The organism is Streptomyces sp. NPDC050564, from assembly GCF_044457265.1.
Taxonomy (GTDB): Bacteria; Actinomycetota; Actinomycetes; order Streptomycetales; family Streptomycetaceae; genus Streptomyces.
Genome location: NZ_JBITGS010000088.1, coordinates 1 through 14,746 on the forward strand (window position 1 = coordinate 1; position 14,746 = coordinate 14,746).

Here is a 14,746-nt window from a genome sequence, read left to right on the forward strand (position 1 = left end):
GGGCGGGGGCGGGCAGGTGGCGCACCCCTGCCGCACCAGCGGCAGACGGAAACGAGAGACCGTCCTCAAACCGAAGCCCTCACGCTCTGGTGATGTGACGGACCTTCCGGGTCGAAAGGCCCGGAATGCTGAGAGCTGACTACGCTCAAAGCAACGGAATGAGTAGTAGTCGACCATGTGGTCGGCGTGCAGATGGGTGAGGAAGATACCGGCCAGCGAAGGCATCGACAGTCCCGCGCGCATGTACTGGGTCACCGCTCCACGGCCGCAGTCCACGACGTATGTCTTGCCGTTCACGACCAGGGCGGACGAGATGCCGTACCGGCCCGCCAGCGGCGGCGGCCCGGAGTTGGTTCCGAGCAGGACGAGCGACAAGGCCGCGTCGGAGCCGCTCACCGGTGTTGCGGCCGCGGCCGGCGCCGCTGCCAGCAGCGGTGTGGCGGCGACGGCCGAGGCCGCCACGGCACTCAGTACCGCTCTGCGGGACGTGCGCTGTACCTCTCCCTGCGGTGAGATCGCCCCCAGGTCCTGGATCGGCTGTTCGTTCTCTTCGGCTCGGGCCGCACGGCGTCTGGGACTTCCGCCCCTGGAGCGATTCGTCGTCCCGCGACCACGCGCGGCCGGCGCGGCCGCCGTCGAGGCGTTCCTGGCAGCCCACTCGGACGTGACCGCCGTGGCCGCCTTCGACGACGACATCGCGCTGCGCACCCTCACGGCCCTGCGCGACCTCGGACGGCGCGTGCCCGAGGACGTGGCCGTGATCGGCTTCGACGAGACCGAGTACGGCTCCCTGTCCACGCCCGCGCTCACCACCGTCCACATCGACGCCGAAGTCCTCGGCCGGCTCGCCGCCCGAGCCGCCCTCGGCATCGACCCGGAGGGCCTGGCCCAGGTACCCGGCCGGATCGTGGTCCGCGCGTCGGCGTGACGGTCACAGAGCTGCCATCACTGACGCATGCCGTCGATCAAGGACTCAGGCAGCAGAGCCTGTTGGCCTGAGGCGAGCCGCTGTCCTGATTGCTCACGGCCGCATTCTGCCCTCCGCGACCTCATGGGAACGATCTCTGCCGCGTCCGTCGCTGCCGTCAGGATCGTCTACTACGGCCTCACTTAACCGATCTGGTTGCTTCTTCGTACCTGAAACGAGTGAAGAAGTATCTATGCTCCCGGCCCCGACGTGGTGGTGCTCTGGGGCAGTGCCTGCCCCCTGTCTGCCGCTGACGCTGTCACCGGCAGATGGATGTCCACCTGCCGGTGATCCGGGTGTCTTATCCCGGGCTGGTCGACTTTGACGGAGCCAGCGAGGCTCCTTGCGGCACCGCTGGCAGGGCGGGCGTATCCGTGGCTGGACAGTCCGTAGGGCGCGGTGGGGCAACCCTGATCGTGGCCCGTTACGGTGCCGCCACTGGTGGTGACTTCATTGCACCTCCTGTGCGTACGGCGCCACGGCGATCCGGTCGATCAGCGGCGCGTAGCGGGAGCGGAGGAGCACTCCCGGGAAGGTGTCCGAGGCGTAGGTGGTGCCGTCGAAATTCGGCAGTTCTTCGGAGCTGAAGGCGATCGTGTTCCGCCCCTTCTTCAGGGTGACCGGGACGGTCAGCTCCCAGAAGTTGTTCTGGTGGAAGGTGTGGGGGAAGCCGACGCGCTGCGTGGTGCCGCCGTTGACGGTGATGTCGGCGTGGCGGGCGAGTGGGTCCGGGTTGTAGTGGGTGGCCTCTGACTGCTCCGGGTTGGAGTAGCGGATGCGCAGCGCGTACAGGCCCGGCTTGTCCGCGGCGACCGTGAACGTCGCCGTGTTGCTGTTGCCAGGGTCGCCGCCGATCCCGGTGATCGCGGTCCCGTCGGTCGCCAGGGACAGCGGGGTCGGCGTGGCCGTTCCCGCGAGCTTGGCGTCCTGCGCCTCGTACGTACGCGCCTTGAGCGTGCCGTCGGTGGGCGTGACCGTCAGGCGATCGACGAGGGTGGCGTCCGAACCGCCGGTCACCGTCACCTTGTTGATGCCGCCCGAGAGGGAGACGGCCACCTTGTGGCGCCCCTTGGTCACGTGCAGTACGTCGTGCCCGTTGACGGAGAGCCGCGCGTCCGCGTCGCCGAGAGTGTCGACCCCGAGGGTGGCCTCGCGGTCGGCGGGGGAGTAGAACCAGAACGTGGCCGTCTGGTTCCTCGCGAGCCGGACCGCGCCCGAGCCGGTGGCGGGGGTTCCGGCACGCTTCGGCAGGTCGTAGACGTGCCGCGCCCCGCCGCCCGTCCAGGCCAGCTCGCCTTCGTAGACCTGGGTGGCAGCCGACGCGGACGGCAGGGACACGGTGAGGCGATCGATGATGGCGTCCCCCTTCGTGACGCGCTTGCCGTCGAGGCTCTTCGCGGCGAGCGTCAGGGTGTGCTTGCCCTTGGGCAGGTGGACCTTGGTGTCGGTGTGGTCCCACACCACCCACTTGTAGCCGAGCGGCAGGTACAGCTCCTGCTCGCTGTCCGCCTTGCCGTCCACCCGCAGGAAGACGTTGGTGGGGCCCTGCTCCTTGACCTTGTCGAAGGTGTTGAGGGAGTTGGCGAAGACGCTCAGGTCGTAGGTGCCGTCCTCGGGCACGTCCACGGCGAAGTCGAGCGTGACGTTCGAGCCGGTGCGCAGGCCCCCGACGTCGTAGCCGCCGGAGGTGTAGAACTTCGACACGTCGCCGGTCGAGCCCTCCGGGCCGTTCTTGGAGTAGCCGGAGCCGGTGTGGGCGGCGTCCTCCGCCTCGTAGGACCCCTGCCAGCGCACGGGCGCGGACTGCGTGCCCTTCGCCTTCCCGGCCGGGCTGAGGACGATCTCGTACGCCGAGGACTCCTTCAGCTTCGGCAGCGCGCCGTCGCCGAAGTCGACGACCACGGTGCCGTCGTCACCGACCTTCAGGTTCTGCTCCCTCAGCAGCTTCGGGCCGGAGTTGTCGCCGACCTGCCCGCTCCACTCGATCTCGCGCACCCAGGCGTGGACTTGATCCCCGAAGACCTTCTTGGGGACGCCGGCGAAGGTGATGTGGCCCTTCCCGTTCGACCCGCCGAGGATCAGCCGGGCCTGCTTCTTCTTCTCGTCGAGGGTGGCGACACCCTGCATGGTGTAGTTCTCGCCCGGGAACGGCGGGGTCACCTTCACCGTGTGCCCGCTCATAGAGGCGTACGAGTGCAGCAGCCACCACTGGCCGTTGCCGCGGTTGGACTGCACCGCGGAGTCGGAGAGGTTGCCGTCGATGTTCCAGTACGCGATGTCGGCGTCCACCTTGGACTCCTCGATCGCGGACACCCACTGGATCATCTGGCCGGGGACCGAGGTGTGGTAGTTGAAGGCGTACTCGTTGATATTGACGGGGAGTTGGGTGCCCTCGCGGTCCGTGCCCTTGAACAACTCCTTCTCCCAGGCCCGGTACTTGGCGACGCTCTCGCGCACCGCCTCCGGGTGGCTCAGCTCGTGCCAGGTGATGACGTCCGGGAGGGTGCCGGCGGCCAGGGTGTGGGTGAGGAATCCCTTCACCTGGTCGAACAGGACGCTGGTGTTGGGGCCGGCGATGCGGGCGTCGGGCATCTTGCCCTTGATGAGGTTGTGGACCTCGTCCCAGGCGGCGAAGAAGTCCTTGGGGTCGCTCAGCCAGCTGACCTTGTCGTAGCTCCACTCGCCGGTGCCGAACATGTTGCCCTCGGGCTCGTTGAACGGCACGAAGACGATGTTGTCCTGGTACTGCTTCGGCAGTTTCAGGACCTGGTCGACCTGCTTGGCTATCTTCGCGTCGTAGAGCTTGAGCTTTTCCGCGGGGGTGTCGCCGGGCCACTCGTAGGGGAAGCCGCGGTGGATGTCGGTCATGTAGATGTACACGTCGCCGTCGGTGGAGTCGGCCAGCGGCTTCACCACCTCCAGCGCGTCGGCACCGGGGTGCTGCGGGCCGTCCTGCGCCTTCGTTGAGACGGTGCGCAGGCCCATGCCCTCGATGAGGTTGTTGGTGGGGACGTCCGGTCCGTACACGCCGTAGAGGGTGCCGGAGGCGCCGCCGTGGAACTTGCCGGTGTCCGAGCCGAGGTCGACGGTCAGGGCTCCCTCGCGGACCACGGTGACGGTCGCCTTCACCGCGCGTCCGGCAGCGGTTCCGGCCACCGTGAAGGTGCCCGGCTGGGCGTACTTCTCGGACGGTACGGCGTCCCAGGTGACCGGTGTGTCGCGGTCGTAGCCGTCGGAGAAAGAGGAGCGGACCGCTGATGGGAGGGACGGAGCCGTCCCGGTCGTCGTACGGACCTCGAAGGACGTCTGCGAGAGCTGATCGAGGGTGGGCACGTTTCCGACCGTGCCCGCCACCTGGTCGGCGGTGAGCGCCGAGTGCCAGACCGTGAAGTCGTCGATCGCGCCCTTGAGCAGTGGGTCTTGGTAGAAGGACTTGCCGATGTAGCCGGCGGCCGTGGCCGAACTGTCCAGCAGATCCTTGGCCTTGACGGTCGTCGCGGTGGAGGAGACCGCCACGCCGTCGAGGTAGGTGGTGACCCGGTGGGTGGCGGTGTCGAGGGTGACGGTGACGGTCCGCCATGCGTCGGCGGGCAGTGGCGCGTAGCCGGAGACCTGCGCTTCCGCGCCTCCGCCGCCAGTGGTCACGGCGGTGCGCAGCGCGCTGCCGTTGTACGGCGTCGTGAACAGGTACTTGGTGGTGTCGGTGCCCAGGTCGAAGATCCGCTGCCAGGACGACTTGTCGCCGCTCCACTTCACGCGGGCCGAGACCGTCAAGTCGCTTGCGTCGCCCAGCACTTCGCGGGGCAGGCGGACGTACGCGCCGTCGGAGGTGGGCGCCCCGCCGGGCAGGGCCAGCGCCTTGCCGCCGTCCGTGCCCGCGACGGACTGGGCGGTGGAGCCGTTCACCAGGGTCGCCGTCAGGCCGTTGCCGGAGCTGTCCGCGATCTGGCCGGAGGCGAGGTCGTCCTGGTCGAAGGTGTAGTGGGCGGCGGGCTGGGGCGTGTCGGCCGCCCGCGCGGGGACGGCCGGTGCCGCCAGCAGGCCCGCACCGAGAGCCAACGCCATGGCGGCCGGGGCCCGGCGCGGGGCTGATCTGTCAGCGGATGGCATGGATTGCGTCCTCAATCCTTGAGTATCGGCATGCGTCGAACCGGTTCGATCAGGGCGTCGCGACAATAAGGTGGCTCGTCTGACCGGCGGAGACAACGGCTCCGCGCTCACGAGGAGGGGGCGGAACGGGTCCACGGTCGTCGGAAGGATCACTTCATCGAACCGGTTCGGGGAAGCTAGCACCGGAAATCCCGGCCAGCAATCCCCTGGACACGAAGAAATCCGGACCTTCCGACGGGTGCGAAAGTGTCGTCAGGGGTGTTGACAGGTGCTCGGTCTGTTCCTACCTTCACTTCACGCGAACCGGTTCGACGATCGGGTCGCAAGCGAACCGGTTCGACGAAGGAGTCCCCCGTGAACATCGGTGAGATCGCCCGGCGGGCCGGTGTCTCGCGGAGCACCGTGTCCTATGCGCTGAGCGGCAAGCGCCCTGTCTCGGACGACACCCGCCGGAAGATCCAGGAGGTCATCGACGAACTGGGCTACCGCCCGAACGCCAGCGCCCGCGCCCTGGCCAACGGCCGGACCAGCACCATCGGCCTGGTCTTCCCGCCGGCCGGCAATCACTACACCGGGATGCAGCTGGACTTCATCGGCAGCGTGGTGGAGGCCGCCGCGGCCTACGACTACGACGTGCTGCTGTCCCCGAGCGGCGTGGACAGCGACCGCTCCTTCCAGCGACTGCTGGGGGAGCGGCGGGTCGACGGCGCCATCCTCATGGAGATCAGGCTGGAGGACGACCGGGTCGATCACCTGGCCGCCCTCGGCTTCCCCTCCGTCGCCATCGGCCGCACCGCTCATCCGGAGGGCGGCTGGTGGGTGAGCCTGGACCACACCGCGCTCGCGGCGGCCTGCGTCCACCACCTGGCAGACCTCGGCCACCGCCGGGTCGCCTTCGTCAACCGTCCCCAGCAGCTGTTGCGGGCCGGCTACGAGTCCGCGCAGCGGGGCCTCGACGGCTTCACCAAGGCCGCCGCCGAACGCGGGCTGACCGTGCGGACATACTGCAGCGGAGACGACGCGGCGTCGGGCCAGGCGTGCCTGGAGCAGATCCTGCACGACGACCCGGCCACCACGGCCCTGGTCACCCTGAACGAGGCCGCTCTGGGCGGCCTCTACCGGGGGCTCGCCCAGGCGGGCCGCCATGTGCCGCGCGATTTCTCCGTCACCGGGGTTGTGGCCGGCCGCTGGGCGGAGACGGTGACCCCGCAGCTCACCGCGGCCGACGTACCGGCGGAGGAGATGGGCCGGCGCGCCGTCGACCTGCTGGTGGAGCGGCTCGACCATCCCGACGCGCCGCCCCGGCACCACCTCCTCGCGCCCCCGATCTCTCTGCGGGCCAGCACCGGGCCCGCCGGAACAGGCACGACACCCTGACCGCACCGACGTAACCCTCTTCACGTCACGTAGATCTCCTCACCTCACCGGACGCTCGAACCGCTCAACAGTGCCGTTCGCCGTGCCCGTCTCTCCTCGCCACCCCGTGCCCTCGGCACCCGCATGCCCAAAACAAAGGAACCTCTGCGATGAACAGCTCCTCCAGACAGCGCCGTCTGACCGCCGCGGCCCTGACCGCCCTGGCCGTCGCCGTCAGTGCCACCGCCTGTTCCTCCGGCTCGGGCAGCACGGACACCAAGGGCGGTGGCAGCGGCACGTACACCATCTGGGACCCGTACCCGCAGTTCGACAAGAGCTCGGCCTGGGTGAAGCTGCTCGACCAGTGCGGCACCAAGGCCGGAGTGAAGATCAAGCGGACCGGCTTCGACACCAGCGACCTGGGCAACAAGACGCTGCTGGCGGCGCAGCAGGGCAACTCGCCGGACGTCCTCATCGTCGACAACCCGGTGGTGTCGACCCTGGCCGAGGCGGGCGTGCTCACCACGACCGCGGACAACAAGCTGGACACCTCGAAGGTCGACCCCAACTTGCTGGCGGCCGGACAGTCGGGCGGCAAGACCTACGGCACGCCCATCGGCGCCAACACCCTCGCCCTCTACTACAACAAGAAGGTGCTAAAGGAGGCCGGGGTCGACATCGCCTCGGTCAAGGACTGGACGTCGCTGACGGCGGCACTGGAAAAGGTCAAGAAGGCGGGTAAGAAGGGCATCACCTTCTCGGCGATCGGCACCGAGGAGGGCAGCTTCCAGTTCCTGCCGTGGTTCTGGGGATCGGGCGCCAAGCTGACCGAACTGGACTCCTCCCAGGCCGTGTCCGCGCTGACCCTGTGGAAGGACTGGCTGAAGAACAGCTACGCCCCCAACTCGGTGCTCAACAACACCCAGACCACCAGCTGGCAGGAGTTCGCGAGCGGCGACTACGCGTTCGGCGAGAACGGCACCTGGCAGCTCGCGAACGCCAAGAAGGCCGGCCTCGACTACGGGGTGCTGCCCATTCCCGGCACCACCGGAGGCAATGCCTCGGCCCCGACCGGCGGCGAGTTCATGACCCTCCCGGTCCAGCAGGACACCGGCCGCTACGCCACCTCACAGAAGCTGGCGACCTGCCTGACCAGCACCGACAATCTCTACAACACCGACACCACGCTGTCCTACGTGGCCCCCACCAGCGAGGTCCAGGACAAGCAGGTGGCCGCGAACGTCGAACTGAAGCCGTGGGTGGAGGCGGTCAAGGCGGCCAAGGGCCGTACCAGTGACGACCTGGGCACCAAGTACCCCAAGATCTCCGAGCAGATGTGGAAGGCCGTCCAGTCCGCGCTCAGCGGGTCCAAGTCGCCCAAGAACGCGCTTACTTCGGCGCAGGCCGCGGCCAAGTGACGTGAGTCCCATGAAGCAGAGGACCCATCCGCCGGATCACCGGTCCGCGGGCGTCCGGAACGGGGCGGCCACCGCCGCCCCGCCCCCGCCCCGCAGCGGGAAACGCCGCCGGCCCACCTCCACACAGTGGGCCGCCTGGGGATTCCTCGCCCCGGTGACCGTCTACCTCGCCCTCTTCTACGCCTATCCGCTCTACCGCAACCTCGACCTGAGCCTGCGCAACTACACCGTCCGCTCCTTCGTCCAGGGCAACGCCCCGTTCACGGGCCTGCAGAACTACCGGACCGTCTTCGACGACCCGACCTTCGCCCCAGCCCTGCTGCACACCGCGCTCTTCACCGCCGTGTGCCTGGTCTTCCAGTACGCCATCGGACTCGCCCTCGCCGTCTTCTTCCATCAGAACTTCCCGCTGTCGGCCACCCTGCGCGCCCTGTTCCTGGTGCCCTGGCTGCTGCCGCTGATCGTGTCGGCCTCCACCTGGTCGTGGATGCTCAACAGCGACTCCGGTGTGGTCAACGCCGTGTTGAACACTCTCGGTATTGCCCCGCTGAACTGGCTGACCTCGCCGTCCTGGTCGCTGATCTCGGTGATCATCGCGAACATCTGGATCGGCGTCCCGTTCAACCTGGTCGTGCTCTACAGCGGCCTGCAGTCCATCCCGGCCGGTCTGTACGAGGCCGCCGCCCTCGACGGGGCGAACGCCTGGCAGCGGTTCTGGCGGATCACCTTCCCGCTGCTGCGCCCCGTATCCGCGATCACCCTGCTGCTGGGGCTGGTCTACACGCTCAAGGTCTTCGACATCATCTGGATCATGACCAAGGGCGGCCCGGCGGACTCGTCCACCACCTTTGCCACCTGGTCCTACCAGCTTGGCTTCGGCAACCTGTTGCCGGCCTTCGGCCCGGGCGCGGCCGTGGGCAACCTGCTCGTCGTCGCCGCGCTGGTCTTCGGCCTGGTCTACGTCCGGGTGCAGAGAAAGCAGGCGCTGTCATGAGCCGAAGCCGCAGGCGTACATGGGGCAAGACCACGATCGGCGTCGTGCTGACCGCGATCATGCTCTTCCCGGTCTACTGGATGCTCAACGTGTCGCTCACCCGCGACCAGGACATGCGCAAGAGCCCACCGGACCTGCTGCCGCTGCACGGCACCCTGGCCGGCTACCGCACCGTCCTCGGCGAGCAGCTGCCCTACCTCGGCACCAGCCTCGTCATCGGCCTGGGCACCGTCGCGCTGACCGTCGTCCTGTCCGCCCCCGCCGGCTACGCGCTCGCCAAGTTGCGCCCGCGCGGCGGCGGCATCCTGAGCTTCGTCCTGCTGGCCGCCCAGATGATCCCCGGCATCATCATGGCGATGGGCTTCTACGCCATCTACCTCCAGCTGGGCGTGCTCCAGTCCCTCCCCGGCCTGATCGTCGCCGACTCCACCCTGGCCGTCCCCTTCGCGGTCCTGATCTTCACGGCGTTCATGTCCGGAATCCCCGGCGAACTGCTCCAGGCCGCGCAGATGGACGGAGCCAGGGCCCTGCGGACCTTCTGGTCGGTCGCGCTGCCGATGAGCCGCAATGCCGTCGTCACGGTGTCGCTGTTCGCCTTCCTGTGGTCCTGGTCGGACTTCGTCTTCGCCAGCACCCTGGTCAACGGAGGCGCCCATGAGCCCATCACCCTCGGCATCTACCACTACATCGGCAACAACAACCAGCAGTGGAACGCCATCATGGCCACCGCGGTCGTGGCCTCGCTGCCCGCCACGGTGATTCTCGTCCTCGCCCAGCGCTACGTCGCCGCCGGCGTGACCGCCGGCGCGGTCAAGGACTGAGTCCCCCGCCCCCACCACGACGGCTGACCCCTCCGTGCGTCAGTCGACGTTGCCTCCTGCTCCAGAAACGAGTCACTCCCCATGACCGCCGCCTCGTCCGGCCCGGCCTTCTCCGTCCACGACATCCCGTTCAGCACCTACGGATCCTGGTTCGACATCTCGCCCGTGGTGGCGGAGAAGACCTACGCCGAGGACCTCCACCTCGTCTCGCACCAGAACGGCATGCACGCCGTCCTGAGCCTGATCCCCGTGGACCCGGCCACCAGAGACCGGGCCGCCACCCGGGTCGAGGCGACGCCCGGCCTGCTCGGCTGGATCGGCGAGAGCGGGCACGTCGACCTCGCCTACGAGTCCCCGGACACCGTCCGTCTGCGGGGGCGCAGCCTAGGCATCAGTGTCCTCGCCGCCGCGCACACCCTGACCCCGTTCAGCGGAACGTACTTCTTCCACGACCCGGCGGCGGACGCGCACGTGTTCACGTCGTACGAGACCGGCCGCCGCTACCGCGTCAGCGTGCTGTCCGGATCGATCGCCGCCACGGCCGGAGATCAGGCCCTGAGCAGCAGCGACCGCGGTCTCACCGTGACCGCGCAGGCGGACGGAACCTGGGAGATCGCGATCGAGGAACTCGACACCTCCCGCCCGCCGTACGCGTCCTCGGCGACCTTCGACGACATCGTGGAGTCCGTTCGGGGCGCCTTCGCAGACTTTGTCGACGCGGTGGCCCCCTGGCGCTCGTCTGCCACACCGGCCGCCGAACTCGCCGCCTACGTCCTCTGGTCGGCGACCGTACGCCCGGCCGGTCTGGTCACCCGGCCCGCCGTGCTGATGTCCAAGCACTGGATGGACAAGGTCTGGAGCTGGGACCACTGCTTCAACGCCCTTGCCCTGGCGCCCGGTTCTCCCGAACTCGCCCTGGACCAGTACCACCTCCCCTTCGACCGCCAGGACGACAGCGGCGCCCTGCCCGACTCCGTCACCCACTCCGAGATCCTGTACAACTTCGTCAAGCCACCCATCCACGGCTGGGCCTTCGGCCACCTGCGCCGCCGCCTGCCGACCCCTCCCAGTCAGGCCGAACTGACCCAGACATACGCCCGGTTGGAGCGCTGGACCGACTTCTGGCTCACCGCACGAAGAGCCCCCGACGCCCAACTGCCCCACTACCAGCACGGCAACGATAGCGGCTGGGACAATGCCACCACCTTCGACCCCGAGCGCGTGATCGTCACCGCCGACCTCGCCGCCTTCCTCGTCCTCCAACTGCACGAACTCGCCGCCCTGGCAACGGAGTTGGGGAAGCCAGACGAAGCGCACCGATGGACGGTGACAGCCGAGCAGACCCAGACGGCGCTGCTCGACCAGCTCTGGACCGGCGACAGGTTCGTCGCCCGATCGGTCGCCACCGGGGACACCTCAAGCAGCGCCAGCCTCCTCGACCTGGTGCCCATCGTGCTCGGCGAGCACCTGCCCGGCGAGGTCGGCAGCGCGCTGGCCGACCACATCACGGCCCACCTGACCCCGCACGGCCTCGCCACCGAACTGCCCACCTCACCGCACTACCTCGCCGACGGCTACTGGCGCGGCCCGATCTGGGCCCCCGCCACCGTCCTCGTCGAGGACGGCCTGCGCCGCGCCGGCCACCAGCGCCTCGCGGACGACATCAGCGCCCGCTTCCGCACCCTGTGCGAAACCCACGGCTTCGCCGAGAACTTCGACGCCCTCACCGGAACGGGCCTACGCGACCGCGCCTACACCTGGACTGCCAGCAGCTACCTCCTGCTGGCCGAAGCACACGCCCACCGAAAGAGCCGCTGAGCGGCCGCCTCCCGCCGGCCCGGGGGCCTTAGCGAGCCCCGGTTCGTCCCTCCCTCCCGTTCACCGAGTTTCTACGAATCTCAGTGATTCGCCCCTTGCTGGGCGAAGGTCCCTGTCTCACTTAATACCAGGAGGTATCAATGCGGGGTAGACGCTTCAATGCCACCGGCCCCGCAGGACGGGGTCTTACAGTCGGCTCCACGTCCGTTTTCTGTCTCCGGGCCACTCCCGGCGACATGCCGCTTCACGAGCGCGGCGAGGTTCAGTGTCGCGTTCTCGTCCCGGTCGAGGACGAGTCCGCAGTGTCCGCATACGTACATCCGTATCCGCAGAGGCAGTTTGGGTGTCGCTGCCCGGCATCCGGAACACGTCTTGCTGCTGGAAAACCAGCGGTCCGCCACTTCGAGTGTTCCGCCGTTCCACCGGGTTTTGTAGGCGAGTTGACGCCGGATCTCGCCGAACCCGGCGTCGGCCACGACGCGGGCGAGTGTAGGGAGCTTTGCGCCGCCACGGTGACGGGGAGCCAGACGACGGCTTCCTACCTCTGGCCGCAAGAACCAACTGGCCTGTATACAGACCCAGTCGGGCTTGAGGGCCGGGACCTGGCTTCGGCGCCGCAAGCTGTCTCGAACTCAGGGGAGGACCTTGATGGAGCAGCGTACGCAACCTGGCACCACGACGCCCGGTCACCGACTCGCGACCGCCATGCGGGCAGCGGTCGGCAGTTGTGCCCTCCTTGTTGCGGCCGTCGCCTCCGCGGCACCCGCCGCGGCGGACGGTGGGGGTTTCACCCGCGGCTTGCGCTACGTGTCCCTGGGCGATTCCTACACCTCGGGGCCGGGGATCCCGCAGCAGGTGGACGCGAACTGCGCCCGCTCCGACCACAATTACCCCTCGCTGGTCGCGGTGGAGCGAAGAACGACCGCTTTCACCGACGTGAGCTGCAGTGGAGCGACCACGGAAGACATGTGGAAGCCGCAGGGCACGAACGTCCCGCAGTTGGACTCCCTGGGACGCGACACCAACCTGGTCACCGTTCAGATCGGCGGCAACGACATCGGTTTCAGCTCCATCATCGGCACGTGTGCCCAGCTCTTTGCGAAGGATCCGACGGGTAACCCCTGCCAGCGCCATTACAATTCCTCCGGGGTCGACCAGCTGACGATGAACATCTTGGAAACGGCGCCGAAGGTCGCCAGTGTGCTCCGGGCCGTGCACAGCAGGGCACCGCACGCGCGCGTGCTCGTGGTCGGCTACCCGGATCTCCTGCCCGACGACGGCAGCGGTTGCGCCCCCGAAGTGCCCTTCGCAGCCCAGGACTTCCCCTATCTGCGCGACCTCACCAAGCGCCTCAACCTGATGCTCCGCGTGGTGGCGCAGCTGAACCGGGCCGAGTACGTCGACACTTACGGGCCCACGCGCGGTCACGACATGTGCAAGGCGCCCGCGGACCGCTGGATCGAGCCCCTGCGACCGACCTCGCCGGCGGCCCCCGCACACCCGAATGCCAAGGGCGAGGAAGCCATGGCGCGTGCTGTGCTGGAACGTCTGAACGGCGGGCGCGGGCACAACTGACAGACACCGCCATGGTCCTTGTTCTGCGTCGGCTGCCGAAGCGGAGCTTTACCGGAGGGCATCGTCCGGAGGTTCCGCACGGCACCGACTGAGCTTGAATTCGGGTTGTCGTAGCCGATGACAGTGCTTGATCCTCGCGGTACGCCGTCTTCATGAGGTACGCGCCTGGCGGGGTCCGACAGATGAACGTCGGCAGTTCCGTGAAGGCATCCGGCTGATGGCCGCCGAGCGGTTCGCCTTGGGCGAGTTGAGTTCGGCGATTGCCAGGGAGATACGGGTCAGCGTGCGCTCGGTCCAGCGGTGGCGGCGGACGTGGTCCAGTGAGCAGCGTTTTTCATCTTCGAACGTGCAGGTCATCGGGGCTGGTGTGAGTCGGTGAGCTCGTACTCGGGCTGTGACTGCCGCTTCGAGGCTTCGACCTGCTGACCGCTCCTTAGACCCTTCATCGAGGCGTCACGGGCGGCTTGGAAGCGGAGAGACACAGAGGCGGCCTTGAAAGCCGACGAGGCCATCTACGCGTTGGACCTTGAACTGGTCCCCGAAGACGGAGGCAAGCCGATCACGGCGTTCCTGCTGCGCATCTACGGGGTGATCGCTGCTGAGCTACGACTCCTGGACCGCCGAGGTGGCCCATTGCCGGAACAGGCGCAGCACTTCACCGAGGTTGAGCGGACCGCATGACGCTTGGAAGACGTCGTCCGACACCTTCGTCATCACCCAGTCGGAGTCGCTGCGTCGCAGGTTTGTCCGTGCGTAGGTCCGGCTGGCCAGTGAGGTCTCTTCAAGATCGATGTCCACTGTCCAGCCCGGGTTGTCGAGCGTCGCAATGCGCACGCCCCACTCGTGCTCCCAGTCGCCGTCGCACTGGGCTGCGTACCACTGTTGCAGCCAGCTGAGTTCGTCGCCTGTGTCCGTCACGGTCACCGATCCTAGGAGGCCCACGAGAGGGCAAGTCCATGCCGGCGCCGAATCGCTGGGGCGCTGATTCGAAAGGTCTCCCGAGCCTTGGTCAAGCTCAGCGAACCGTTCGGGCCACCCCGGACCTCATCGGCATCGTGCTCGTCCTGACCGTCGTCCTCCCAAAAACAGACGTGGCAGATCTCGAAGCCCCCGCGTTCCGCCAAGGTGAGGTAGCCGCAGCAGGGGCACCTATACGGCCCGTCTTCGGGTCCGCCACCGACGTTCATGAAGGGTTCCAGCATGGCGGCATTGTCGCTGCTGCATCAATGCTCAGAACACTCGGGGCTTCCCTCGCGCAATCCTGGAGAGCCGCCGGCCTGTGGTCGACGGTGCTGAGAGGTTGGCTGCGAGACTTTGGGCTGGAGATGCCATGGGGCGAGTGATCACGGCCCCGTAAGCTTCCGGCGAGTCGGGCAGTCTGTGGACCGTTTGTGGACCTGCCCGTAAAGCACGACGTTGGGGCCATGATCTTCGAGGCTCGCCCCATGGCGGCTGCCTACAGTAACGCCGCCCCGCGCGGACGAAATCGCTTTCTCCTGCGGCGACTTCATCCGCCCACCGAGCGCGCCGGGGACGGCTGTGGCACCGTCAACGCAGGCGTGGGGGGGGCCGGGCCCCCCGGGGGGGGGGCCCCCCCGGGGGGGGGGGGGGCCGGGGCCCCCCCCGCGCGGGGCGCCCCCCGCCGGCCGGCCCCCCACCGGGGGGGCAACGCGGCCGCCCCCCCGGG

Annotated in this window: 13 protein-coding genes; 8 read left to right on the forward strand and 5 right to left on the reverse strand. The window is 68.3% G+C overall.

What is annotated here, in order from left to right; genetic code table 11:
* On the reverse strand, window positions 1–462 hold a 462-nt coding region (locus ACIBK0_RS50840; RefSeq protein WP_399097057.1), incomplete at its 3' end, for an MBL fold metallo-hydrolase.
* A 25-nt stretch (window positions 463–487) separates the two neighbouring features.
* On the opposite strand from ACIBK0_RS50840, the gene ACIBK0_RS50845 reads away from it, so the two are divergent.
* A complete protein-coding gene (locus ACIBK0_RS50845; RefSeq protein WP_399097060.1) occupies window positions 488–928 on the forward strand; it encodes a substrate-binding domain-containing protein in 441 nt (146 codons plus the stop codon).
* Window positions 929–1,417: 489 nt separating this feature from the next.
* Here ACIBK0_RS50845 and ACIBK0_RS50850 read toward each other — a convergent pair whose 3' ends face one another.
* Entirely contained in the window at window positions 1,418–5,032 is a 3,615-nt protein-coding gene (locus ACIBK0_RS50850) for a LamG-like jellyroll fold domain-containing protein (RefSeq protein ID WP_399097090.1), read from the reverse strand.
* Window positions 5,033–5,431: 399 nt separating this feature from the next.
* Between ACIBK0_RS50850 and ACIBK0_RS50855 the strand changes: the two genes are divergently transcribed.
* From ACIBK0_RS50855 to ACIBK0_RS50875, 5 genes are all read left to right on the forward strand, one after another.
* On the forward strand, window positions 5,432–6,454 hold the full coding sequence (locus ACIBK0_RS50855) for a LacI family DNA-binding transcriptional regulator (RefSeq protein WP_399097063.1): 1,023 nt from the start codon (window positions 5,432–5,434) through the stop codon (window positions 6,452–6,454).
* A 149-nt stretch (window positions 6,455–6,603) separates the two neighbouring features.
* Entirely contained in the window at window positions 6,604–7,851 is a 1,248-nt protein-coding gene (locus ACIBK0_RS50860) for an extracellular solute-binding protein (RefSeq protein WP_399097066.1), read from the forward strand.
* A gap of 10 nt (window positions 7,852–7,861) precedes the next feature.
* A complete protein-coding gene (locus tag ACIBK0_RS50865) occupies window positions 7,862–8,845 on the forward strand; it encodes a carbohydrate ABC transporter permease (protein WP_399097069.1) in 984 nt (327 codons plus the stop codon).
* Window positions 8,842–9,666 (forward strand): carbohydrate ABC transporter permease, encoded by an 825-nt coding sequence (locus tag ACIBK0_RS50870; protein WP_399097072.1) that lies wholly within the window; start codon window positions 8,842–8,844, stop codon window positions 9,664–9,666. The genes ACIBK0_RS50865 and ACIBK0_RS50870 overlap by 4 nt, the downstream gene beginning before the upstream one ends.
* Window positions 9,667–9,747: 81 nt before the next feature.
* Window positions 9,748–11,484 carry an amylo-alpha-1,6-glucosidase gene (locus tag ACIBK0_RS50875; RefSeq protein ID WP_399097075.1) on the forward strand — a complete coding sequence of 579 codons (1,737 nt, stop codon included), beginning with the start codon at window positions 9,748–9,750 and terminating at the stop codon, window positions 11,482–11,484.
* A gap of 137 nt (window positions 11,485–11,621) precedes the next feature.
* On the opposite strand, the gene ACIBK0_RS50880 is transcribed toward ACIBK0_RS50875, so the two are convergent.
* Window positions 11,622–11,960, reverse strand: a complete 339-nt coding sequence (locus ACIBK0_RS50880; RefSeq protein ID WP_399097078.1) for a zinc ribbon domain-containing protein — start codon at window positions 11,958–11,960, stop codon at window positions 11,622–11,624.
* A gap of 172 nt (window positions 11,961–12,132) precedes the next feature.
* Between ACIBK0_RS50880 and ACIBK0_RS50885 the strand changes: the two genes are divergently transcribed.
* On the forward strand, window positions 12,133–13,059 hold the full coding sequence (locus ACIBK0_RS50885) for an SGNH/GDSL hydrolase family protein (RefSeq protein ID WP_399097081.1): 927 nt from the start codon (window positions 12,133–12,135) through the stop codon (window positions 13,057–13,059).
* A 217-nt stretch (window positions 13,060–13,276) separates the two neighbouring features.
* Window positions 13,277–13,438, forward strand: a complete 162-nt coding sequence (locus ACIBK0_RS50890) for a hypothetical protein (RefSeq protein WP_399097093.1) — start codon at window positions 13,277–13,279, stop codon at window positions 13,436–13,438.
* A gap of 224 nt (window positions 13,439–13,662) precedes the next feature.
* On the opposite strand, the gene ACIBK0_RS50895 is transcribed toward ACIBK0_RS50890, so the two are convergent.
* Both ACIBK0_RS50895 and ACIBK0_RS50900 read right to left on the reverse strand, forming a co-directional pair.
* Window positions 13,663–13,977, reverse strand: a complete 315-nt coding sequence (locus ACIBK0_RS50895; RefSeq protein WP_399097084.1) for an immunity 53 family protein — start codon at window positions 13,975–13,977, stop codon at window positions 13,663–13,665.
* A gap of 11 nt (window positions 13,978–13,988) precedes the next feature.
* Window positions 13,989–14,261 (reverse strand): CPCC family cysteine-rich protein, encoded by a 273-nt coding sequence (locus ACIBK0_RS50900; RefSeq protein ID WP_399097087.1) that lies wholly within the window; start codon window positions 14,259–14,261, stop codon window positions 13,989–13,991.
* Window positions 14,262–14,746 lie beyond the last annotated feature (485 nt).